At 74.3% G+C, this 22641-nt stretch carries 19 protein-coding genes; 9 read left to right on the forward strand and 10 right to left on the reverse strand.

Features of this window, described 5'->3' with window-relative positions; genetic code table 11:
• Window positions 1-16 precede the first annotated feature (16 nt).
• Window positions 17-547 carry a hypothetical protein gene (locus tag ACZ518_RS11140; RefSeq protein ID WP_469112745.1) on the reverse strand — a complete coding sequence of 177 codons (531 nt, stop codon included), beginning with the start codon at window positions 545-547 and terminating at the stop codon, window positions 17-19.
• 306 nt (window positions 548-853) lie between these two features.
• On the opposite strand from ACZ518_RS11140, the gene ACZ518_RS11145 reads away from it, so the two are divergent.
• Together ACZ518_RS11145 and ACZ518_RS11150 are read left to right on the forward strand one after the other, a co-directional pair.
• Window positions 854-3529, forward strand: a complete 2676-nt coding sequence (locus tag ACZ518_RS11145; RefSeq protein ID WP_469112746.1) for an ATP-binding protein — start codon at window positions 854-856, stop codon at window positions 3527-3529.
• 34 nt (window positions 3530-3563) lie between these two features.
• Window positions 3564-4391, forward strand: a complete 828-nt coding sequence (locus ACZ518_RS11150; protein WP_469112747.1) for a maleylpyruvate isomerase N-terminal domain-containing protein — start codon at window positions 3564-3566, stop codon at window positions 4389-4391.
• A 16-nt stretch (window positions 4392-4407) separates the two neighbouring features.
• Here ACZ518_RS11150 and ACZ518_RS11155 read toward each other — a convergent pair whose 3' ends face one another.
• From ACZ518_RS11155 to ACZ518_RS11170, 4 genes are read right to left on the reverse strand one after another with little or no spacing between them, the layout of a single operon-like run.
• Window positions 4408-5844 carry a pyridine nucleotide-disulfide oxidoreductase gene (locus ACZ518_RS11155; RefSeq protein WP_469112748.1) on the reverse strand — a complete coding sequence of 479 codons (1437 nt, stop codon included), beginning with the start codon at window positions 5842-5844 and terminating at the stop codon, window positions 4408-4410.
• Window positions 5841-7031 (reverse strand): MAB_1171c family putative transporter, encoded by a 1191-nt coding sequence (locus ACZ518_RS11160; RefSeq protein ID WP_469112749.1) that lies wholly within the window; start codon window positions 7029-7031, stop codon window positions 5841-5843. The genes ACZ518_RS11155 and ACZ518_RS11160 overlap by 4 nt, the downstream gene beginning before the upstream one ends.
• Window positions 7032-7033: 2 nt before the next feature.
• Entirely contained in the window at window positions 7034-7564 is a 531-nt protein-coding gene (locus ACZ518_RS11165; RefSeq protein ID WP_469112952.1) for a toxin-antitoxin system, toxin component, read from the reverse strand.
• Window positions 7565-7578: 14 nt separating this feature from the next.
• Window positions 7579-8193: a hypothetical protein gene (locus ACZ518_RS11170; protein ID WP_469112750.1), complete on the reverse strand. Its 615-nt coding sequence runs from the start codon at window positions 8191-8193 to the stop codon at window positions 7579-7581.
• A 429-nt stretch (window positions 8194-8622) separates the two neighbouring features.
• On the opposite strand from ACZ518_RS11170, the gene ACZ518_RS11175 reads away from it, so the two are divergent.
• Window positions 8623-9123, forward strand: coding sequence for a hypothetical protein (locus tag ACZ518_RS11175; RefSeq protein ID WP_469112751.1), 501 nt, complete (start codon window positions 8623-8625; stop codon window positions 9121-9123).
• 14 nt (window positions 9124-9137) lie between these two features.
• Here the strand turns inward: ACZ518_RS11175 and kstD are convergent, their stop codons facing one another.
• Together kstD and ACZ518_RS11185 are read right to left on the reverse strand one after the other, a co-directional pair.
• Window positions 9138-10844, reverse strand: coding sequence for a 3-oxosteroid 1-dehydrogenase (gene kstD / locus ACZ518_RS11180; protein WP_469112953.1), 1707 nt, complete (start codon window positions 10842-10844; stop codon window positions 9138-9140).
• Window positions 10845-11148: 304 nt separating this feature from the next.
• Entirely contained in the window at window positions 11149-12273 is a 1125-nt protein-coding gene (locus tag ACZ518_RS11185; RefSeq protein ID WP_469112752.1) for an aminoglycoside phosphotransferase family protein, read from the reverse strand.
• Window positions 12274-12504: 231 nt separating this feature from the next.
• Here ACZ518_RS11185 and ACZ518_RS11190 point away from each other — a divergent pair, with 231 nt between their 5' ends.
• Window positions 12505-13998, forward strand: a complete 1494-nt coding sequence (locus ACZ518_RS11190; protein WP_469112753.1) for a DNA-binding protein NsdB — start codon at window positions 12505-12507, stop codon at window positions 13996-13998.
• Window positions 13999-14113: 115 nt separating this feature from the next.
• Here the strand turns inward: ACZ518_RS11190 and ACZ518_RS11195 are convergent, their stop codons facing one another.
• On the reverse strand, window positions 14114-15541 hold the full coding sequence (locus tag ACZ518_RS11195; protein ID WP_469112754.1) for a PP2C family protein-serine/threonine phosphatase: 1428 nt from the start codon (window positions 15539-15541) through the stop codon (window positions 14114-14116).
• Between the two features lie 283 nt (window positions 15542-15824).
• Window positions 15825-16073 (reverse strand): SCO4226 family nickel-binding protein, encoded by a 249-nt coding sequence (locus ACZ518_RS11200; RefSeq protein ID WP_469112755.1) that lies wholly within the window; start codon window positions 16071-16073, stop codon window positions 15825-15827.
• 301 nt (window positions 16074-16374) lie between these two features.
• Here ACZ518_RS11200 and ACZ518_RS11205 point away from each other — a divergent pair, with 301 nt between their 5' ends.
• Together ACZ518_RS11205 and ACZ518_RS11210 are read left to right on the forward strand one after the other, a co-directional pair.
• Window positions 16375-18606 carry a xanthine dehydrogenase family protein molybdopterin-binding subunit gene (locus tag ACZ518_RS11205; protein WP_469112756.1) on the forward strand — a complete coding sequence of 744 codons (2232 nt, stop codon included), beginning with the start codon at window positions 16375-16377 and terminating at the stop codon, window positions 18604-18606.
• A gap of 18 nt (window positions 18607-18624) precedes the next feature.
• Window positions 18625-19080 carry a (2Fe-2S)-binding protein gene (locus tag ACZ518_RS11210; protein WP_469112757.1) on the forward strand — a complete coding sequence of 152 codons (456 nt, stop codon included), beginning with the start codon at window positions 18625-18627 and terminating at the stop codon, window positions 19078-19080.
• A 146-nt stretch (window positions 19081-19226) separates the two neighbouring features.
• On the opposite strand, the gene ACZ518_RS11215 is transcribed toward ACZ518_RS11210, so the two are convergent.
• Window positions 19227-20471, reverse strand: coding sequence for an RsbRD N-terminal domain-containing protein (locus ACZ518_RS11215; protein WP_469112758.1), 1245 nt, complete (start codon window positions 20469-20471; stop codon window positions 19227-19229).
• Between the two features lie 139 nt (window positions 20472-20610).
• Between ACZ518_RS11215 and ACZ518_RS11220 the strand changes: the two genes are divergently transcribed.
• The 3 genes from ACZ518_RS11220 to ACZ518_RS11230 all read left to right on the forward strand — a co-directional run bounded on the left by ACZ518_RS11220 (window position 20611) and on the right by ACZ518_RS11230 (window position 22609).
• Complete coding sequence (locus ACZ518_RS11220) at window positions 20611-21174, forward strand: TetR/AcrR family transcriptional regulator (protein WP_469112759.1); 564 nt, start codon at window positions 20611-20613, stop codon at window positions 21172-21174.
• Between the two features lie 257 nt (window positions 21175-21431).
• Entirely contained in the window at window positions 21432-21827 is a 396-nt protein-coding gene (locus ACZ518_RS11225; RefSeq protein ID WP_469112760.1) for a hypothetical protein, read from the forward strand.
• Window positions 21824-22609 carry a transcriptional regulator gene (locus ACZ518_RS11230; protein WP_469112761.1) on the forward strand — a complete coding sequence of 262 codons (786 nt, stop codon included), beginning with the start codon at window positions 21824-21826 and terminating at the stop codon, window positions 22607-22609. Before ACZ518_RS11225 ends, ACZ518_RS11230 begins: the two co-directional genes overlap by 4 nt.
• The last annotated feature ends 32 nt before the right edge of the window (window positions 22610-22641 follow it).

The following is a 22641-nucleotide window of genomic DNA, read 5'->3' on the forward strand; positions in this document are numbered from 1 at the left end:
GCCGTCGCCGCCCGGCTCAGGCCGGGCGGGCGGTCAGCCGCAGGGCGACCTGGAGCTCGTGCTCCCCGGACACCGTGCCGAGGTGCTCGCCGGCGAAGGCCTCCTCCAGTACGGCGCGGACCGCGCGCACCGGATCGGCGGCGCCGTCCAGCTCGGCGGTCACGGGACCGGCCGTCCGGGCCCGCGGGCTCGCGCCGGGCGCCCGGCGGCGGACGTCCACCGTCGCCGACCAGATGCTCGGAGCGGCCGCGGCCGCGGCCGCGGCCGCCGGCTCCGGGACCGGCGGGGCCATCCCGGGGAACGCCTCCGCCAGGACGCCGAGGACGGCCTCGGCGCCCGCCCGGTCGCAGTGACTGACCAGTACGTTCACTTCCGCCTCGGCGGCCCGTGCCGCGTCCACCCGCGCCGGATCGGCCGCCGGGCCCGCACCCGTCCCGGTACGGGAGGCCACGCCGGGCGCGCGGCCGTGCTCGTCCACCATGGCACCCGCGTCCGGGAGCAGCGCGCCGCGCCGCTCCGGGGCGTCGTGCCCGCGGTTCGTGTTCATCGTTCGCCTCCAGGTCGGGGTGCGGCCCCGCGCGGAGCCCCAGGGGTGCCCGCAGAGCGGCTCCGTCCGACTCGCGGGGCAGGAGGGACTTTGCGGATACCCCGGGGCCGCACCGCTGACAGGCACGTCCGGTGCCTCCCCCTGCGGCTGTCCACGGACGGCCGCCCCAAACCCGCCCGGCCGGATCCGGGCGAGCGGACCGCCCCCCCCCGGAACAGAAGATCGGATTCTTTCCCGATAGTGGGATCCATCGGCTCGTGCGCGGGCGTACGCTGATCTCCCGAGCCGGCCTGGGGGGTACGAGCCATGACGGAACGCCGGACCCGCACACGGCGCACACTCTTCGAACGCGAAGCCGAACTCCTCGCCGTGGACGAGGCTCTGGACCGGCTCACCGGAGCCGGCCCCGATACCGGCGGCGGCCTCCTCGCCCTCTCCGGCCCGGCCGGACTCGGCAAGACCACCCTCCTCGCCGAAGTGCGCCGCCGCGCCCTCGCCCGCTCCTGCACCCTCCTCGCCGCACGCGGCGGCGAACAGGAGCAGACCCAGCCCTTCCACGTCGCCCGGCAGCTCATCCAGCCCCAGCTGGCCGGCCGCCCCGAGGCCGAACTCCGGGCCGCGCTCGGCAGCTGGTACGCCATCGTCGGACCCGCCCTCGGCCTGTGCGCCCCCGCCCAGGGCGCCCCGCCCGACCCGCAGGGCCTGCGCGACGGGCTCGACTGGGTCCTGACCCACCTCACCGTCCAGCGGCCCCCCGTCGTCCTCGTCCTGGACGACGCCCACTGGGCCGACCCGGAGTCCCTCGGCTGGCTCGCCGGCTTCGCCCCGCGCGCCGAACACCTCCCCCTGCTCCTCGTCACCGCCTACCGCCCCGACGAACTCCCCGCACACGCCGAGGCCTTCCGCACGCTGCCCGGCCGTGCCGGACAACGCCCCCTGAGCCTCGCCCCGCTCAGCGCGGACGCCGTCTCCACCCTGGTCCGCGAGACCGTCGGCGCCCACGCCGAGGAGGCCTTCTGCCGCGAGGCCTGGGCCGTGACCACCGGCAACCCCTTCGAAGCCGTCGAACTCACCGCCAAGGTCCGCGCCAAGGGACTCGACCCCGTCGAGGCCAGCGCCCCGCTGCTGCGCGACCTCGCCGCCGCCCAGCGCGGCAGCGGGCTCGTCGCCCGCCTGCACAGCCTCGGCCCCTCCACCGTCCGCTTCGCCTGGGCCTGCGCCGTCCTCGGCACCGCCATCCCGCGGCGGATCGCCGCCCGCGTCGCGGTACTCGGCGCGGAGGAGGCCGCCGACGCCACCGTCCGGCTCCGCGACGCCCGCATCCTCTCCGCCCCGCCGGCCGAGGCCGCACCCGGCGAAGAGGACGGAGCGGGACTGGAGTTCGTGCACCCGCTCATCGCCACCGCCATATACCGGGCCATCCCCGACGCCCTGCGCGTCGCCCTGCACGGCAAGGCCGCCGCGGCCGTGGTGGACGCCGGGCTCGGCTCCTCCGCGGCCGCCCGCCACCTGCTGGAGACCCAGCCCGAGAACGACCCCTGGGTGGTGCGCACCCTGCGCGAGGCCGCCGCCGAGAACCTCCGGGCCGGCGCCCCCGAAGCCGCCCGCCGCCAGCTCGCCCGCGCCCTGGAGGAACCCCCGGACTTCGACGAACGCGCCGCCGTCCTCTACGAACTGGGCTGCGCCTCCCTGCTCACCGAACCCGCCAACACCGTCAACCACCTGCGCGCCGCCCTCGCCGAACCCTTCGACGACCCCGCGCTGCGCCAGGGCATCGTCATCCGGCTCGCCCAGGTCCTCGCCCACAGCGACCACCTCGCCGCCGCCTCCGAGCTCCTCGGCCGTGAGATCCCGCTCACCCACGACGCCCGCGCCCGGCTGCGCCTGCAGTCCGAGCAGTTCATGTGGGACGCCTTCAACGCCGCCGAACCCGACTCCCCGGCCCGCTCGCGCCGCCTGACCCGGCTCGCCGACCGCCTCCCCGGCCGCGACCTCACCGAGCGGTACGTCATCGGACTGCGCGCCTGGGACGCCTGCCTGCGCGGCGAACCCCTCGACGTGGTCCTCCACCACGCCGACCGGGTCCTGCGCGAGCCCTTCAGCTGGGCCCACGAGGACCGCGGCTTCGAGGTCCCCGTGCTCGCCGCCATGGTCCACATGTACGCCGACCGGCCCGGGCGCGCCGAGGAGCTCTTCGAGGAGGGCACCGCCGAGTTCGAACGCCAGGGCTGGCACGGCGCCCACCTGTCCTTCGCGTACAGCCTCCGCGCCTACATCCGCTACCGCCGCGGACGGCTCGTCGAGGCCGAGGAACTGGCCCGGGCCGGACTGCGCCTCGCCGAGCGCGTGGGCCGCCGTACGCCCGTGCACTGGTACGCCATCGCCATCCTCCTCACCACCCTCGTCGCCCGGGGCCGGGTCGACGAGGCGTGGGGCCTGGCACGGGAGCACGAGTACGGGGAGCCCTTCCCCGCCGCCGTGGTCTTCCCCGACTCGCAGACCGTGTACGCCGAACTGCTGCTGGCCGGCGGCGACCGGAAGGCTGCCGCCGCCGAACTGGAGGCCGTCGAGCGGCGCCTGACCCCGCGCGGCATCCAGAACCCGGCCTGGTGCCCCTGGCGGCTGCTCCTGGCCCGCGCCGTCGCCCCCGAGGACCCCGCCAGGGCCCGCGCCCTGACGGCCGAGGCCGTACGCCGCGCCCGCGCCTTCGGCGCGCCCTCCGCCATCGGCCAGGCCCTGCGCGTCGCGGCGGAGGTGGCCGCCCCGCAGGACCGCGCCGGCCTGCTGCGCGAGGCCGTCGCCCTGCTGGAGGACTCCCCGGCCGCCTACGAACTGGCCCGGACGCTGGCCGCGCTGGGCACCGAACTCCAGGACCCCGGGCTGCTCGCCCGCGCCCACCTCACCAGCCGCGAATGCGGCGCCGGCGCCCTGGAGGCGAGCACGGCCCAGGCCCTGGCATCGTTCGCCCAGCGCGCAAGCTGAGTCCCCGGAAGCCCGAGCGGGAAGGGTGAACGCCATGGATCACCTCACCTGGCTCCACGTCTTCCGGCACGAGGCCGCCGCCTTCGACAAGGCGGTCCGCCGGGCAGCCGACGGCGGGCGCGAGGCACCCCCCGTGCCCTCCTGCCCCGGATGGTCGGTCGCGGACCTCGTCGGGCACCTCGGCAGCGTCCAGCGCTACCTCACCCACATCCTCCGGGAACGGCTCGCCGAGCCCTGCGACCCCACCGACCCGGAGCTCTACGCCCTCCCCGCCGACCCGGCCGTACGGGCGGCCTGGCCGATGCCGGACCGGACCCCGCACCGCGGGCCCGTCCCCGAGGAGCTCTTCGACTGGTCGGCGGCGGCCGCCCGGGACCTGGTGGCGCTCCTGCGCGAACTGGGACCGGACGTACCGGTGTGGACCTGGTCGGCGGACGGGGACCGCACCAGCGGCTTCTGGACCCGCATGCAGACCATCGAACAGGCCGTCCACCGCTGGGACGCCGAAGCCGTCACGACGGCGTACCCGACCGCCTTCGCGCCCGCCCTCGCGGTGGCAGCCGTCACCCACACCTTCGAGGTGATGGCCCCCGCCCGGCGCGGCTGGAAACCGGCCCCGCCCGGAACGGGCGAACGCTACCGCTTCCGCCGCACCGACGCCCCCGGGACCTGGACCGTCGAGTTCAGCGGCGACCGCGTACTCCTCGCACGGGACGACACCGCCCCCGTCCACGTCGAGGCGGCGGGGACCGCCTCCGACCTGATGCTCTTCCTCTGGCAGCGGCCCCCCGCCGAGGAACTGCACGTCACCGGTGACGCCGCACTGCTGGAGCACTGGTTCGCCCTCGTCCCGCCCGCCTGAACGGGACCACCGGCGACTACCCCCGCAGCGCCGCGACCGCCGCCAGCTCGGCCGGCCCGAGCGGCGGCCCGGCCAGCTGCGCCCGGCGCGGTCCCAGCAGGGCCGCCAGCAGCACCGGCGGCGTGAACAGCCGGGTGGCGGGCCGCTCCAGGGTCATCACGTCGGTCACCGCCCGGGCCACCCGCCCGTTGCCGGTGCTCGTGCGCATCAGCCGCCGCACGTAGGCGGCGGCGGCCCGCTCGGCCGCCGTCGGGCCGTTCTCGGTCGCACCGGGGTAGAAGACGTCGTTCCCCGTGGACAGCGCCCAGGCGGCGGCCACCGGCCCGGCGAGGGCCTTCTGCGCGCGGGCGGCGAGCCGCTCGTCGGACAGGCCGTACCGGGCGACGGTGGCCCGCAGGGCGAGCGCGCTCTGCGCGGCCACCGACATCCCGTGCCCGTAGACCGGGTTGTAGGCGGCGACCGCGTCCCCGAGCACCAGGAACCCCGCGGGCAGCGCGGCCTTCTCGTAGTGGTGCCTGCGGTTGACGGTCGTACGGGTGAGCACCACGTCCGTCAGCGGCTCCGCCCCGGAGATCAGCTCGCTCACGATCGGGTGCCGCAGCGCCCGGGCGAAGTCCCCGAAGGCCTCCGGGTCCGTGCTGGGTTCGCCCCCGCGCGTCCCCGACAGGGTGACGAGCCAGCGGTCCCCCTCGATCGGGACCAGGGTCGCGGACCGGCCGGGACCGGCCTGGCGGGGATCGGCCTGGACGTTCACGACGACCGGGAAGGTGTTCCCGAGGTCCTTCGGGGCCCGGAAGATCCGGCTGGCGTAGACGAGCCCGGGGTCGACCGTCCGTACGGCGGCCCCGGGCACGCCGAACTCCTCCAGCCACAGCGGCGTGCGCGAGGCCCGGCCGGCGGCGTCCACCACCAGGTCCGCGTCCAGGACCCGTTCCACGGAGTCCTCCCCGCGCACCCGGACCCCGGTGACGCGCCGGGCGTCCCCCGTCAGGCCCAGTACCGCGGTGCGGTCGGCGACGGTGACGTTCGGGAGCGCCGCCACGGCCCGGCGGACGTGCCAGTCGAGCAGGTCGCGGCTGGCGATGAGCACGTAGTGGGACTCCCGCGCCCAGCGGCGGAACCAGCCCTCGGGGGAGAAGCCGACCATGTTCGTGGGCAGCGAGATCCGGTGGGCGCCGTCCTTCCGCAGCGCCCCGACGGTGCCGGGCAGCAGGGCGTCGATGGCCGCCGCCCCGCCGGACCACAGCAGGTGCGCGTGGTGGGCCTGCGGGAGCCCCTTGCGGGGGAACGGCCCGTCGGGCAGCGCGTCCCGCTCGACGACGACGACCTCACCGGAGCCGGAGCCGGAGCCGGAGCCCGCGCCGGCGAGCGCGGCGGCCGTGAGCATGCCGGCCAGGCTGCCCCCGATGACGACCGAGGTGTGCCGGCCGGGCGACCGCGGTGAACTGCTCATGACCTCACGCTCTCTGGGTGGTCTGACGGCCCGGACCGGGCGCGGAAGGAGGAGACGGCTGTGGACCGGCGCAGGGCCTTGGCCACCGCGACCAGGTCCGGCGCCGCCGCCGGGCCCGGTTCCGGAGCGTCCGCGGCCTCGGCCACGGCGCCGCCGCGCAGGGCCGCGACCGCCGCGACCACGGCCACCGCCTCGGCGGTCGCCGCCGCCCGCTCCGGCGCCTCGCCCCGTGCCCGGGCCTCGGCGAGCGCCCGTTCGCGGATCCCGGGGTCCATGTACGGCTGGAGCCGCAGCAGCCCGTCGCTGATCTGGGTCCTGCGGTGGACCAGCCGGCGGCTGATGGGAGAGCGCCGGGGCAGCCGCATCGACGCGGTCTCCAGGTCCGCCAGCTCCCGCGTGAACGGGGCCAGGCACCGGTAGTGGTAGTAGTCGGTGCAGAGCCCCTGGAGGGCCTGGCCCGCGTGGGGGAGGATGAACCCCACGGCGATGAACAGGGCGCACACGGAGGCGATGGGCGGGGCCACGTACGTGCTGAGCCAGTCCAGGTCGCGGCCGTTCCAGCGGGCGAACACCGCCGTGAGCTTCACGGTGTCGTAGCAGAGGTTCAGGATGAACCCGATGACCAGGAGCACCAGGCCGGCGCGCAGCCAGCCCGCGACCTCGCGCAGCCAGGACCAGGTGACGACGGCGGTGATGGCGCAGGCGGTGGTGTGGGCCCCCAGGTAGAGCATGATGTGCTCGCGCATCCAGGGGGTGTTGGCGTAGTACGTGTCCAGGTCCCGCAGCCGTTCGACCGGTACTTCGGCGAACGCGAAGGTGATCCACAGTCCGGCCACCACGGCCGAGTAGACGACGCCGATGGTCCAGCTGGTCCGGCGCACCCGCCGGGGATCGCCGCCCCGCCAGTGGATGATCATGATCAGGCAGGAGGCGCAGAACATCGTGAGCAGCGTGTAGACCAGCGGCGCCGCGAAGTTGCTGACGCCCGTCGCGCTGTTCAGCAGCACGAGGGTCTTCGGCCGGCCGAAGTAGAAGACGGCCGATGCCAGCAGGAGCAGCCCGCCGACCGAGCGCACGTTGGGGTCGATCCGCCAGAACCTCATCATGACCGGGAGGCGGATCGCGAAGGCCAGGGTGAGGATCGCCGCCGGTATGAGGTACGGGATGTAGTACTTGTCCGAGGTCACCGTCAACCGATCGGTCCGCGGTAGCCCAGGGCGTTGCCTATCCGGCCGGCGACGTCGCTGCGGCGGGCGGCCCCGGCCGCGTCGCCGCCGGCAAGCCACGGCCGGCACCGGTCCCCGAGCATCAGCCCGAAGCTCTCGGCATCGATCTCCTGCGCGTCCTCGTAGTGGGACCGCGCGGCGACACTGGCGTACGTCAGGTCCGAGGCGTCGGGCAGGGCGCGCGCGGCGTCCGCCGCCCCGCCCCCGTGGCCGGTGCAGTGGCCGGCCTTCATGTGCCACAGCTCGTGCCCGAGGATGACCAGTTGGTGGTCGGGCGTCGTGTACTTCTCCACCACGACGATGTCGTAGTCCTCCATGTTCAGCCACAGGCCCGAGGTGGTCAGTCCGGACGGGAAGCGCTCGAAGCGCAGCACGATCGGGCGGCCGCCGCGGGTGCGGCTCATGGCGTCGCACAGGGCGCGGAAGAGGGTCTGCGGCTCGACCGGCACCTCCAGGTCGAGCGAGGAGGTGAGGACGGTGCACAGCTTGCGCATCGAACGGGACAGGTTCACCGGGCCACCTCGGAGGAGAGAATTCCGGTGATCATGCCCAGCAGCAGCGTCTCCTGCGTGCGGGTGAGGGCTGCTCTTCCCCGGGTGGAGATGGAGACCAGCCCGTACTGGTTCGTGAGGTCGGCCATCAAGTCGCCCGATCGGTAGTTGAGGGATTCGACCGCGGGCCACAGGGCCCTGTTCACCGCCTGGGCCGGCGTGTCCGTCAGGAAGGTGATGTCACGGCCGAAGAAGGCCGCGAACTCCTCGCAGTGCCGCAGGTGCGCCGGTCTCCCGCCCGACACCAGGTCACCGACCCACCGGGGATCGGCGCCGATCGCCCCGGCGATCTCCGCGACCGCGTACGGCTGTCCCCGGGTGTCGCGCGAGACGGCGTACAGGAAGGCCGCGCGACGGCGGACCGTCTCCTCGGTCTCCTCGGGCGTGGGGTCGGCGAACTCCTCGCCGCGCAGCAGCGCCGCCGTCACCTCCACGGGGACGCCGGTCCGCTCGGAGAGGGACACCGCGTCGAGGATCTCGTCCACGTCCAGTCGTCTCTCCGCGGCGAGCGCCCGGATCCGGGCGAGCGTCGTGGTGAGGGCAAGCGGCGGACCGCCAACGGGGACAGTCATCTGTCTGTACTCCCATACGTCCGAAGGGCAGATCCGTCTGCGCACCGGGGACGACGGTAGGTCCCCCCGGGCCACAAGATCCCCAGCACCGAACCGATCGTTGTCGAATCGAAAACGATCGATGACCGGACACGGGGACGCACAGCAAGATACAGCCAGTGCGACGGCCTGTGGCGGGAAAGGACGCATGCCCGCAGCTCATCGCACCTGCCCGCCCCACAGGTAAGGAGTACGTGGGCCACCCGCCCCATACCCGCAGGTCCGACAGCCCGGACCGGCCCCCGGCCCGGCCTCCGGGCGCCCGCCCACACCGGCGCCCGGCCCCTCCCGGGACCCCTCCGGCGCCCCCTCCCGCCGCCGCCGCGCCCCGGTGCGCCGGGAGGGAGCCCCCGGCGCCGGAAAACCCGCGCGGCCACGTACCATGGCGGCATGTCCTTCCTCCGCCGCCACCGCGCCGCCACACCCGCGGGCCCGGACTTCGACGTCCTGGCCATGGACCCGGGGGACTGGCCGGGCAACCTCGGGGCCGGGCTGCTGCCCGCGCCCGACGGCAGCTGCCAGGGCGTCTTCCTCCGCTACGACCTGTTCGGCGGCCGCGGCCCCGCGATGATCATCGGGAACCTCCCCGAGGGATCCCCGGCGCGCGAGCTCGCCGAGGGCCAGGTCCCCTTCGAGGTGGCCCAGCTCCTCGACGCCCTGGAGAACGACGAGGACGTCGAGGTCACCGGGACCGAGGACTGCCCCGTCATGCAGGGCGACAACCTCCTCATCGTCCGCAAGGTCAAGCTCTCCGAGGGCCGGATCTCCTGCGTGCAGTTCGACCGCAGCGACAACGTCCTCGTGACGATCGCCAGCTGGGACCGCCCGATCACCGACGACCTCTACGCGCTGCTGAAGCCGCTCCCCGCCGAGCTCTTCCAGCAGGGCTGACCGCCCCGGAGCCGTCAGGCCGAGTCCGCGATGTCGTTCGCGGCGACATAGCCGAACGTCATCGCGGGCCCGATCGTCGATCCGGCCCCCGCGTAGCTGTGGCCCATCACCGCGGCGCTCGCGTTGCCCGCCGCCCACAGGCCCCGGATCACCGATCCGTCCGCCCGCAGCGCCCGCGCCCGGGCGTCCGTGACGATGCCGCCCTTGGTGCCCAGGTCGCCCGGGACGATCCTGAACGCGTAGAACGGCGGCGCCCAGACCGGGGCCAGGCACGAGTTCGGCACCACGTTCGGATCCGTGTAGTAGTGGTCGTACGCCGTGTCCCCCCGGTGGAAGTCCGCGTCGTTCCCGCTCCACGCCTGTGCGTTGAAGCGGTTCAGCGTCGCCCGCAGCGCGGCCGCCGGCACCCCGATCTGCCCGGCGAGCGCGTCCCAGGTCCACGCCTTCCTCGCCGCCCCCGACTCGAACCACGCGTCCGGGAAGGGCAGCGTCGGCAGGATGTCCTTGAACAGGTACCGGTTGCGGTAGTTCTGGTCCACGATCAGCCACGCCGGGATGTGCGAGCCCGTCGCGCCCCGGTCCTTCTCGTACATCACGTGCACCACGTCGCTGTACGGAGCGGCCTCGTTCACGAACCGGGTCCCCGCCCGGTTGACGATCAGACCGCCCGGCAGGGTCCGCTCCGCCAGGCAGAAGTACGGCTCCCCGGGCAGCGGGATCGACGGCCCCCACCAGGCGTCCTCCATCAACGCCAGTGCCGCGCCCGCCCGTTGCCCGGCCCGGATCCCGTCCCCGGTGTTCTCCTTCGCGCCGACCGACCACTCCGTGCCGATCGGCTGCTGCTGGTACTGGGCCCGCATCTGCGCGTTGTGCTCGAAGCCGCCGGAGCCGATCACCACACCCCTGCGGGCCCGTACGACGCCCCGTACGCCCTCCTTCTCCACCACCACCCCGGTGACCGCGCCGCCCTCCTGGACCAGGTCGACCAGCGGGCTGTTCAGCCACACCGGCGCCCCCGCCCGCATCAGCCCGGCCCGCAGCCCGGCGGCCAGCGCCTGGCCCATCGTCAGCGGCTTCTGCCCGAGCAGGGCCGCCTTCGTACCGCGCGCCAGGCACTCCGTCGACACCGCGAGCCCCTTCGCGGTGACCGCCGCGAGGTTGAGCCACTTGTAGTCCTGGCTGAACACCACCATCCCGGCAGGCACCGCCATGTACGCCGGGTTCAGGTGCGCCAGTTCGGCGCCCAGTACGTTGCCGTCGATCTGGTCGGGCTCGACGGAGCGGCCGTTCGGCAGCCCGCCGGGCAGGTTCGGGTAGTAGTCGCTGTAGCCGTCCATGAAGCGGAACCGCAGCGGGCTGTTCGCCATCACGAAGTCCAGCATCCGGGGGCCGTTGTCCAGGAACGCCCGCTGCCGGTCGGCCGGCACCTCCGGCCCCACCACCGCCGACAGGTACGCCGCCGCCTTCTCCGGGGTGTCCGGTACCCCCGCGCCCAGGATCACCGAGTTGTTCGGCAGCCAGATCCCCGCGCCGGAGCGCGCCGCGGAACCGCCGAACGTCGGCGCCTTCTCCACCACCAGCACGCTCAGCCCCCGCTTGGTGGCGGTCAGGGCGGCCGTCATCCCCGCCGCCCCCGAGCCGACCACGACGACGTCGTACTCGCCCAGCGTGCTCTCGGCGGCCCGGGCGGCCGCACCCGGCAGCACGGCGGCGGCGAGCATCCCGGCCCCCGTACCGGCGAGGACCGCCCGGCGGGAGGGGGTGGCGGGACGCGGTCGGCCGGGAGTCTCGGTCACGGGCTCGGTCACGGGCATGGCCTCGGTCATGGACGGGCTCCAGCGGGGTGGGAGGACGGGACGGCGGCTCCGGCACTTCTGATGCCGAGTCAGAGAAACTGTTCGCGGGATCATGTGAAGTCAAGTCACGCGCGCCCACAACCGCACCGACCCCGGACAGGCCGAATCCCGTGCCCCGCACACTGGGTGTGCGGCGCACGGGATCCGTACGGGCCGGACGGGTGGGCGGTCAGCGCGTGCCGACCGCCGCCCGGACCGCTCTACGGGCCATTCCCGCGTCGTCGTGCAGTCGGCGCAGCAGAAGGCGCTGCTCCTCCCCGGAGGAAAGTGCGCCCGCGGGCAGCGGCTGGGCCGGAGCCGACGCCAGCATGGAGCGCTGCACGGCCGTCTCGCACATCCGGATCTCCCGCGTCAGCACCAGCATCAGGTTGACCAGGAAGGCGTCCCGTGCCGCCGGGCCGGCCGACTGCGCCAGCCGGCTGATCTGGCCGCGCGCCGCCGGGGCGTCGCCCAGGACCGTCCACAGCGTGGCCAGGTCGTAGCCGGGCAGGTACCAGCCGGCGTGCTCCCAGTCGAGGAGGACCGGGCCGGCCGGGGACAGCAGCAGGTTCGACAGCAGCGCGTCCCCGTGGTTGAACTGCCACTGGATGCCCGCCGGCCGCAGCCCGTGCAGCAGCTTCTGCAGGTCGCCGAAGTCCCGGTCGGTCAGCAGCCCCAGCTCGTGGTCACGCGAGATCCGCCGTACGTAGTCCACCGGATGCCCGAACAGGTCGGCCGGCGGCCGCCACTGGTTCACCCGGCACACCGCTCCCAGCGCGGCCCGTACGTCGGCCCGCGGCGGCGCCTCCACCGGGTGCCGCTGGAGCGCGGCGACCCGGCCCGCCATCCGCTCCACCACCAGTACGCAGTTCTCCGGGTCCGCGGCGATCAGCCGGGGTACGCGGACCGGCGGGCGGTGCCGGACGAAGGTCCGGTACGTCCCTATTTCGTGCCGGTACCGCTCGCGCCACTCGGGCGAGTGGTCCAGTAAAACCTTCGCCACCGCGGTCATCCGTCCGGTCGTCCCCACCAGGAGGACCGAACGGCCGCTGCGCCGCAGGACCTGGACCGGTGCGAACTCCGGACAGATGCGCTGCACCGACGCGAGCGCGGTGCGCAGCTGCGCGCCCTGCGGACCGGAGAGGTCGATCCTTCCGCTGAGCGGCTGCGGTCCGCCGCCCGGCATCCGCCGCGCCCGTACGGCGCCCTGCGCCGGTACCGGCTGGCGGCCGGGTTCGAGGTAGGAGCCGCCCCCCGCCTGGAGGGTGCGGTGCTGGCGGACCGGGGCGGACACGGAGGACGTTGCTGCGTACATGGCGTTTACGGTTCCCTTCGTGCGCCGACGAGTGCGTACGCCGCCCCGCCGGATCCCGTACTTCACCCTGGGGAGTTCCGCCGGTGAACCGGGTCGGGGAGGCGCATTCCTACCTGACACCCGCCCGCAGGTGGCGAACCACGGGGCGGCGGGTGGCGAACCCTGGCGAATAGTCGCTGGGCATCTGACGGGCAGCTACTGTCAACTCAGCCGAGAACCTGGGGGCTTGACGTGAGCAAAGGTCCAAACACCCGTCTGAACGACCTGTTCGGCCTGGCCGGCTGGTCGAAGGGCGAACTCGCGAGGATGGTGAACCGGCAGGCGGCCGCGATGGGCCACCACCAGCTGGCCACCGACACCTCGCGGGTGCGGCGCTGGATCGACATGGGGGAGACCCCGCGCGAACCGGTGCCCACGGTACTGGCAGCACTGTTCACCGAGCGGCTCGGTCGTGTCGTGACCATCGAGGACCTCGGGTTCGTACGGCAGCGGCGCACCACCAAACGGCAGCCGGACGGGGTTCAGGAGAACCCCGACGGAGTGCCCTGGGCGCCCGAACGCACAGCCGCGGTCCTCACCGAATTCACGGGAATGGACCTCATGCTCAACCGTCGCGGCCTGATGGGCGCGGGAGCCGCGCTCACCGCCGGCTCAGCCCTCAGCAACGCCATGTACGACTGGCTGCACACCGAGCCCGCCGGCGCCGAGAACGCGAAGACATTCGGAGACCCCTACCAGGCCGATCCGGCGGGCTACGACCGTTACGAGGCCGCGCCCATCGGCTCCCAGGAGATCGAGGCGCTGGAGCGGTCCGTCGAGGTCTTCCGGGCCTGGGACGCCTCCAGAGGCGGCGGGCTCCAGCGCAAGGCCGTCGTGGGCCAGTTGAACGAGGTCGGCGGCATGCTCGCCTACCACCACCCGGACCACCTCCAGCGCAGGCTGTGGGGGGTGGCGGCCAACCTGGCGGTGCTGGCGGGCTGGATGTCGCACGACGTGGGCCTCGAACCGACCGCGCAGAAGTACTTCGTCATCGCCGCGCACGCGGCCCGCGAGGGCGGCGACCGGCCCCGCGCCGGCGAGGCCCTGTCCCGCGCCGCCCGCCAGATGGTCCACCTGGGCAAGCCGAACGAGGCCCTGGACCTGATGAAACTGGCGCAGTCCGGCTCCGGCGAGCAGACCCTGCCGCGCACCCGCGCCATGCTGCACACCATCGAGGCCTGGGCCCAGGCCGCCATGGGCAAGGGCCAGGCCATGCGCCGCACCCTGGGCGAGGCCGAGGACCTCTTCGTGTCCGACAAGGGCGACGTACCGCCGCCCTCCTGGATGCAGCACTTCGACGAGGCCGACCTGCACGGCATGCAGGCCCTCGCGTACCGCACCCTCGCCGACCACGACGCCACGGCGGCGCCCATCGCGGCACGGCACGCGCGGGAGGCGCTGCGGCTGCGCGGCGACGGCTACCAGCGCTCGCAGATCTTCGACTACATCTCCATGGCGTCAGCCTGCTTCATCGCCGACGACCCGGAGCAGGCGGACCGCTACGCCCGGCTCGCCCTGGTCTCGATGAACGAGACCTCCTCGCACCGGACTTGGGACCGCCTCCGCGAGATGTACCGGCTGACCGGCCAGTACGCCGGGTACGCGGGCATCGAGGACCTGCGCGAGGAGATCAAGCTGGCCCTCCCCAACAGCCCCGCCCCCGTCGCACGCGGAGCGGAGGTCTAGGGGGCAAGGTGTGGCCGCGGGCCGGACGGGCAGGCGGGGGGCCGGAATCGACAGCGAAGGAGGGGCCGCGCCTCACCGGCGCGGCCCCTGGCATTCCCTGACTTCCCTACCGTCGTCAGCCGCCGATCCGGGCGACCAGGACGCAGGCGTCGTCCTCGCGCTCGCTCTCGCCGAACTCCTCCGTGACCATGCGTACGCAGTCCCGCGCCGACCGGGCCTCCGAGAACCGCGGCGCGAGCGCCAGCAGCCGCTCGGTCCCGTCCGCCCGGCTGAACTCGATGCTCCGCGGGGTCAGTCCGTCCGTGTGCAGCACGAGTACGTCGCCCAGCTCGAGCCGTTCCTCGGCCTGCCCGTACACGGCCCCCGAGGTGGCCCCGAGCAGCACCCCCTCCGGGGGTTGCAGGGCCCGGCCCTGGCCGCGCCGGAAGAGCAGGGGCGCGGGGTGTCCGGCCTGGGCCCAGGAGAGCACCCGGCGCGCGGGGTCGTAACGGCAGCAGACGGCCGAGCCGAGGGCCGGCTGCACGGAGGTCTCCAGCAACTGGTTGAGCCAGCCCATCAGCGGGCCGGGCTCGATCCCGGCCATGGCCATCCCGCGCAGGGCGCCGAGCATCATCGCCATCCCGGAGGTGGCGCTCACGCCGTGCCCGGTCAGGTCGCCGACCGTCAGCAGGGAGCGTCCGTCGGGCAGTTCGAGGGCGTCGTACCAGTCGCCGCCGATCAGCGCGCTGGTCGCGGAGGGCAGGTAGTGCGCGGCCACGTCCATCGTGCCCGCGTTCTCGTGCGGGAACCGCAGGGAGCCGCGCCACGGGGGGAGCACGGCTTCCTGCAGCTCGACCGCCAGCCGGTGTTCGGTCTGCGCGATCTCCCGCTGGCGCTGGAGCGAGTCCCGTGACTCGCGCACTGCCCGCTGGCTCCGGCGCAGTTCACTCACGTCCCGCAGCACGGCCCACATGGAGGCCGTGCAGCCGTCGGAGTCGAGCACCGGCTCGCCCCTCATGTGCAGCGTCCGGACCCGCCCGTCGGCGCGGACGATGCGGAACTCGCCGTCTATCGGCTTGCCGTCGACCAGGCAGTCCGTGACCATCGCGGTCATCAGGGGCTGGTCCTCCGAGAACAGGGTGGAACCCAGTTCGTCGAGCGGCAGCGCGCCCGCCTCGGGCGGCCGCCCGAAGATCTGGAAGAGCTCCTCGGACCAGGTGACCTCGTCCGTCAGCAGGTTCCACTCGGCGCTGCCGACGCGGGTCTGCCGGTCCTCATGGGCGGCCTCGGGGGCCGCCGGGGGGAGTTCGGCGGGCGGCTCGGGAGCGGGCGGCAGCCCCTCCTTGAGCTGGCCCAAGTGCTGGCCCAGGTCGTCGAGGTGGTGCACGGCGAGGTCGCACAGCGCGCGCTGCCAGCGGCCCTGGGCGTCGTCGTCGTCCACGACGGTGTCGCGGCGCACCGCGTCCACCTCACCGCGCAGCCGGCGGGTCTGCGAGATCAGTGCGTCCACCGATCCCGGCTCGGGCGGCTGCGCGGGACGGTCCGCGTACAGGTGGGACGGCATGATGACTCCGATGCAGGCGCGGCGATACAGACGCGGCTCGGCCAGGTCCCGGAGGACGACCGGTGACGGCTGTGGACCGACTACGACTGTGGCACAGCCGCAGAGTGCCTGTAAGGCGTTTGGCAACATCCGTAACGGTCTTGCTCGGGGCATATGCCGAAGGCCTCCCGGTTACCTCCCGTCCGTACGAACATTTCCGGTCAGCCGTAGTTGTCGTTCCTGCGCCGTTCCTGCCCGCTCCGGGCCGTGTTCACGCCGTGTCCGGCCGGAGTCCACCGCTCCGTCACACCGTCAGCGGCACCGGGTGGATCTCGTCGGCGGGGTGTCCCGCGCGCTCGTGGATCCGGCGGACGGCATCCGCCGAGGGGGCCTCGGACAGGCAGTAGACCTCGCCGGAGGCGGGGTCCGCCCAAGCGCGCTCGAACTGCACCTTCTCGTCCGACTGGATCGCCAGATCCGCCCGGTGGGCGGCCATCAGCTCGTCCGCCGTGATGCCCTTCATGCCGTGGTGCACATCCATGTACTTGGCCACCGCGGACACCTCCTCACGTGTCGCGACGTGTACGGGTCTGCTTCCATCGTGCGCCCGCGGCCGGAAAAGGGCCCTCCGGTGGGCCGCGGTCGATCGTACGGCCGAGGTGTACGAGCCGTCCGCACCCCGGATCCCGTCCGCCACCGCGGTCGCCGGCCCGTCAGGGGCACCACTCGAACGAAGGACCCCGTTCCGCACCGCCCTTCCCACCTCTCCCGGTGATCGCTACCCTACGTGTCGGTAATGAGCCGGGGGAGGGTCCGTTTCCGCGGACCATCGGGAGCGTGGGGGACTTGACCGGATGACCGAACAGAGCAGCGCGCCGACGGGGCGCAGCCGCCGCTCCTTCCTGACCCACCTGGTCGCCGCGCCCACACTGGCCCTGGTCACCCGGGCCGGGGCCGACCTGCTCGCCCCCCAGGCCGCGCACGCCGTCATACCGACCCTGCCGGCCATCGCCGACATCGTGGACCTGGGCGACCTGTTCATCCTGGCCGGCGCCCCCACCTCGGCACTGCTGGCGCTCGCCGTGGAGACGGACGGCACCATCCGCTTCCGGCTGCCGCGCGAGGAGGTCGGCCAGGGCCTCACCACCGCCGTGGCCATGCTGGTGGCGGAGGAGCTGGACGCGCCGCTGGACACGGTCCGGGTGGAACTGGACGACGCCCGCCCCGAGCTGCTGTTCAACCAGCTCACCGGCTCCTCCAACTCGATCCGCTCGCTGTACGGGCCGGTCCGCCAGTGCGCCGCCGCCGCGCGGGCCCGCCTGGTCGCCGCGGCCGCCGCGCGCTGGGGCCTCCCGGCCGCCACGCTGACCACCGCGAACGGCGCCGTACGGGCCCCCGACGGCCGCACCGCGGGCTACGGCGACCTCTCCGCGGCCGCCGCCGCGCCCGGCCTGCCCGTGCTGGGCGCCTCCCCGAAACCGGCCGCGGAGCACGCCCTCATCGGCACCCCGACCCGGCGGATCGACGCCCGCGCCATGGTCACCGGCGCCCAGAAGTACACCCTCGACCTCGACGTACCAGGCGCCAAGCCCTGCGTGGTGCGCCGCCCGCCCTCCCTCGGCGGCACCGTCCGCGCCGTCACCAACCTCGCGGCGGTCCGGGCCATGCCGGGCGTCCTGGACGTGGTGACCGTCAAGACCGGCGTCGCCGTCGTCGCGGAAACGTTCGGGCAGGCCCTCACGGCCAAGGCCGCCCTCACCGTCGACTGGGGCCCGGGCCCGGCCGACCAGCTCTCGGACGCGCAGATCCGTACGAAGCTGCGCGCCGCCACCCCGCCGCTGCTGGTGCCGCCGCTGCTCACCCCGTACGTGGACGCCGAGTTCGACTTCGCCTTCGTCAGCCACGCCCCGATGGAGACCAACTCCGCCGTCGCCGACGTCCGCGACGGCGGTGCCGAGATCTGGTCCGGGCTCAAGTCCCCCATCGTCGCGCGGCAGACCATCGCCGCCGAGCTCGGACTCCCACTGGACAAGGTGAAGGTGCACGTGGTCCAGGCCGGCGGCTCCTTCGGCCGGCGGCTGTTCTTCGACGCGGCCCTGGAGGCCGCCCGGATCTCCCAGGCCTGCCGCCGCCCGGTGAAGCTCATGTGGACCCGCGTGGACGACACCCGGCACGGCCGGATGCGTCCCGCCACCCACCACCGGATCCGGGCCACCCACCTGCTCGGCGAGGTCCTCAGCTTCGAGCACCGGGTGGCCGCCGCCGAGACCGACTTCCGGCACGGCCTCGGCGAGATCATCACCGCCACCGCCGCGAGCCTGCCCTCCGGCATCGGCAACGCCACCCTCGCCCAGACCCTGTTCCTCACCACGGTGAAGTCCCCGTACCACTTCGGGCTGACCACCCAGGCCCTGACCGAGGTGCCGACCGGCATCCCCACCGGGTCCTGGCGCTCGGTGTACTCGGCCAACACCCGGGGCGCCGAGGAGATCATGGTGGACGAACTCGCCGCGGCCACCGGCAAGGACCCGTACCGCTTCCGGCGCACCTTCCTCAAGACCGACGCCCAGCGCGCCGTCCTCGACAAGGCCGCCGAGGAAGGGCAGTGGGGGCGCGCCATGCCGGCCGGCTGCGCGCAGGGCATCGCCTTCCACGAGGAGTACAAGTCCCGCACCGCCTGCCTGGTGGAGATCGACACCCGCGACCCGGAGCGGGTCCGCGTCACCAAGGCGGTCATCGCCGTCGACGTCGGCCTGCCCGTCAACCCGCGCGGACTGGAGGCCCAGATGATCGGCGGTCTCACCGACGCGATCTCCACCACCCTGCGGGCCGGGCTGCACCTGGACAAGGGGCTTCCGCTGGAGGGCAGTTACGGCCAGTTCCACTGGGCGCAGCAGCGGGACACCCCGCGTGACGTACGGGTCTTCGTGCTCCCGGCCACCGGCACGGAGCCGGGCGGCGCGGGCGAGCTCGGGGTGCCCGCCGCCGTGGGCGCCATCGCCAACGCCTGGGCGCGGGCCACCGGTTCCAAGCCCCGCAGCTTCCCCCTCGACTTCGACGTCGACTTCACCCCCTACCCGCGCTGACCGCTGGAGTACGCCGCCGTGCCTCTGCACACCTTCGTAGTCAACGGCCGGAGCGTCACCGTCGACGCCCCGGACGACCTGCCCCTGCTGTGGGTGCTCCGCGACATGCTGGGCGTCACCGGCCCCAAGTACGGCTGCGGGGTGGACGTCTGCAAGGCCTGCACCAGCCACCTCGACGGCGTCGACGTCCGCCCGTGCGTGGTGCCCGTGTCCGCCTGCGCGGGCAAGCGGGTCACCACCATCGAGGGGCTGGCCGACGGGGACCGGCTGCACCCGGTCCAGGAGGCCTGGCTCGAACAGGACGTCGCCCAGTGCGGCTTCTGCCAGCCCGGGCAGATCATGGCCGCCGTGGCGCTGCTGAAGCGCACCAGCCGGCCGACGGACGAGGACATCGACGCCATCGCCAACATCTGCCGCTGCGGCACCTACTTCCGCATCCGCGAGGCCATCCGCGCGGCGGCCGCCAGGATGTGACGGCCGCCGCGCGCGGCGGACCCGCCCGGCACCGGGTAGTCGTAGGCCAGGTCGGCAGCTGCGTACACGGCCGTCTCCTTCCGTCGGGCGGCCGCCGGGTTCGGGAAGATCGCGCGGCGGCCGGCCCGATCACCATCGGCTGCTGTTCACCCCGGGGACCGCGGTGATCGACGTGCCGTACCTGCTGGAGTCGGCCCGGCAGGGGGAGCCGCGGGCGCGGTGACCCCGGCGGGGGAGGGGGCCTGGGCCGCCGCGTGGGCCAGGGCCAGTTCCACCACGTGCGCCGGGTCCGAGAGCGCGCGGCCGGTGAGCCGCTCCAGGCGGCGCAGCCGGTTCGAGACGGTGTTGCGGTGGCAGTACAGCCGCTGGGCGGCGTGCGTGGTCGAGCCCTGGCAGGCCAGCCACGTGCCCAGTGTGGTCAGCAGCAGCCGGGCGTCCTCCGCGGGCAGCTCCAGCACCGGCCCCAGCACCACCCGCCGCAGCCGGGCGGCGAGCTCGGGATCGGCCGCCACCAGCGCCGCCGGGAGCCGCTCGTCCAGCAGGGCGGCACCGGGCACGGCGGACGGCGGGGTGGTGCGCAGGGCGAGGACCGCCAGCCGGCGCGCCCCGGCCAGCTCGGCCGGGGTCCCCACCACCGGGCTGATCCCGGCGCGCACGGCGAGCGGGGCCAGCAGCGCCCGCACGGACTCCAGCGGCTGGTGGCCCAGATCGGCGAGGCCCGTCTCCCCGTCGGCCCGGACCCGCCAGAGCAGCCGGAGGGAGCCGGGCCCCGAACCCGGTCCGCCGTCCGGCCGGGACGGGCCGCCCGCGCCGGCCGGCCCGAGCGCGACCACCGCGAAGCGCCCCCGCTCCGGCAGCCCCAGCTGCGCCGCCGCCTCCGCCACCGGGCCCGAGCCGTCGAACAGCGCGTCCAGCAGGGCGGTCCGGCGTTCGCGTTCGCGCCCGCCCCGCTCCGCCTCGGCCAGCCGGTACGCCTCCGAGGCGGCCTCCGTCATCTGGTCCAGTACGTCCCACAGCGCGCCCGCCCCCGGCAGCAGCCGCGGCAGCGCCGCCCGGTCGTGCGCGGCCACCGCCTCGGTCAGGCTCTGCCACAGCAGCCGCCCGCCGTACCGGTAGGTCCGCCGCAGCGAGTCGAGCGGCAGCCCCTGCCCGGCGCGCAGGGCGCCGGTGGCCCGGGCGCCGGCCAGCTCGACGGGCAGCCCCCGGGAGCTGCGGACCAGGCCCTCGACGGCCTGGTGGAGGGTGTGGTGGATCCGCTCGCGCAGCTCGGCCCGCCCGGTCAGGGCGGCGTAGGCGGGATCCTCGGTCAGCGTCCGGTCGGTGAGCCGGTCCGCCGCGACGGCGATCCGGCGGCTCAGGTCCTCGCGTATCTCCTCGATGATCCGGTCCATGACGGGCAGGGTGGCACGGGAGACGGCGCCGTGGGGAGGCTTCGGAGCCCTGCGGTCCGGTCCGCCGGTCCATGCGGAGTACTGTGGATGCAGTGCTCACGGGCACACGCCCATGCCTCCGCGACCCCCGGGAACGCCCATGCGCCAGAATCCGCAGCGCCGAGCCGCACTCCTCGACGCCGCCATCGAGGTCCTGGCCCGCGAGGGCTCCCGCGGCCTGACCCTGCGCGCCGTGGACGCGGAGGCCGGGGTGCCGACCGGCACCGCCTCCAACTACTTCGCCAACCGGGGCCAGCTGCTGGTGCAGATACTGCACCGCACCCGCGAACGCCTCACCCCCGAACCCGGGGAACTGGCCGGCCCCCTCGACACCAAGGTGCTGCTCGGCCGCCTCCTCGGGCGGATCCGCCGCGAGCGCAGCGTCCACACCGCCGTGCTGGAGCTGCGCCTGGAGGCCACCCGCAGGCCGGAGCTCCAGGCGGAGCTGTCCGCCTTCCTCGCCGCCGAGCTGGAGGAGAACATCGGCTGGCACCTGGACGCGGGCCTGCCCGGGGACCGGGCGGGCGTGGCACTGGTCTACTTCGCGATGCAGGGCCTGATCGTGGACGACCTCACCATCCCCGCCCTGCTCGAAGCCCACCCCGTGGACGACCTCCTCGGGGTGATGGTGGAGCGTCTGCTCCCGCAGCGGCCCGCCGGCTGACTACCGTGGCGGCGGGGAAGCGTCCGAAAACGGGGTCGAACAGGCGCTAGGACGGGTGTTCGGCGGGGTGCGGCGGGTGCCGGATTTACAGTCTTGATCAAAAACGAACGGGTTCCGGCCAAGGTGTCGTGCGCTACCGCGCATGTTCCAGCGGAAAATGCCAGAACCCCCGTCCACAGTGTGGAACTTGAGTAAGTTCCCTCCTGTCACGCCGTACGACCGTGCGACCAGCACGTCCGGCCGGGAGGGGAGCCCGCGTGCCCGGGATCGACGAATGCCTGCTCGAAGCCATGGCCCTGCCCGGTGCGCGGGGCGCCGCGCTCGTCGACTGGAGCAGCGGACTGGCCCTGGGCACCGCCGGGGACTCGCCCGTCGGCGACCACGAGACCACGGCCGCCGAGACCGCGGAACTGGCCCGGGCAGCAGCCGAGTACGAGTCCTTCGCACCCGGACCGGACGACGCGGGCGCCCCCGGCCCGCCCGTGGAGGACCTGATCGTCACCACGCGCACCGGCTACCACGTGCTCCGCTTCGTCGAGACCAGCTTCGACAGCAGCATCTTCCTGCACCTGTGGCTCGACCGCACCGACGGCAACCTCGCCCTCGCCCGGCACCGACTCCGCGCCCTCGCCGAAGGACTGGTCCTGAGATGACCGCCGCCACCGCCGCCACCGCGGTCTCCCCGCTGCTCACCCGGCTCGCCGCCGAGCGCGCCACCGGCGCCCTGCTGCGCGACCGGGGCACCCTCTTCCTGGAGGACGGCCGCGTCGTGCACGCCGAGAGCCCCTCCACCCCGGGCCTCGACGTCCTGCTCACCACCGGCGGGGGCCTCGCCCCCGAGCGCTGGACCGAGGCCGTGAACGAGGCCGGCGCCCGCCGCCAGGTCGGCCGCTTCCTCGTGGACAACGGCCGGCTGGCCGGCGGCGAACTGGAGATCTGCCACCTCGCGGCCATCTTCGACGCGGCGTTCTTCGCGCTCTCCCCCGGCAGCGGCCCCTCGCGGTTCCGCCGCGGCGCCACCCACTGGATCGGCTCCGTCCGCTCCGTCCCGGCGGCCGCGGTGGAACGGGAGACCTGCCGCCGCCGCGAACTGCTGGACTCGGTGTGGCCCTACCCGCTGCTCGACATATGCCCGGTGGTGCCGCGCCCGGCCGCGCCCGGCCAGACCGTCACCGCCCGCCAGCGGATCCTGCTCGAACAGGCGGACGGCGTACGGACGCCGGCCGACCTCGCGTGGGTGCTGGGCCGGCCGGCCTTCCACACCCTGCTGGAGGTGCGAAGACTCGCAGCGGCCGGCCTCGTCGAGACCCCGCACCCGGCCGCGCCGGTTCCCGCGCCGCCGCCCGCACCCCTGCCCGACTGGATGACCCAGGCCCAACCCCCGGACGTGGCACTGCTCCGCCGGTTACGCGACGCACTGGAGGCAAGCCTGTGAGGCTCCCGCTCCGACCGGTTCTGCGAGCCGAC

This window comes from Streptomyces sp. NPDC033966 (genome assembly GCF_055575955.1).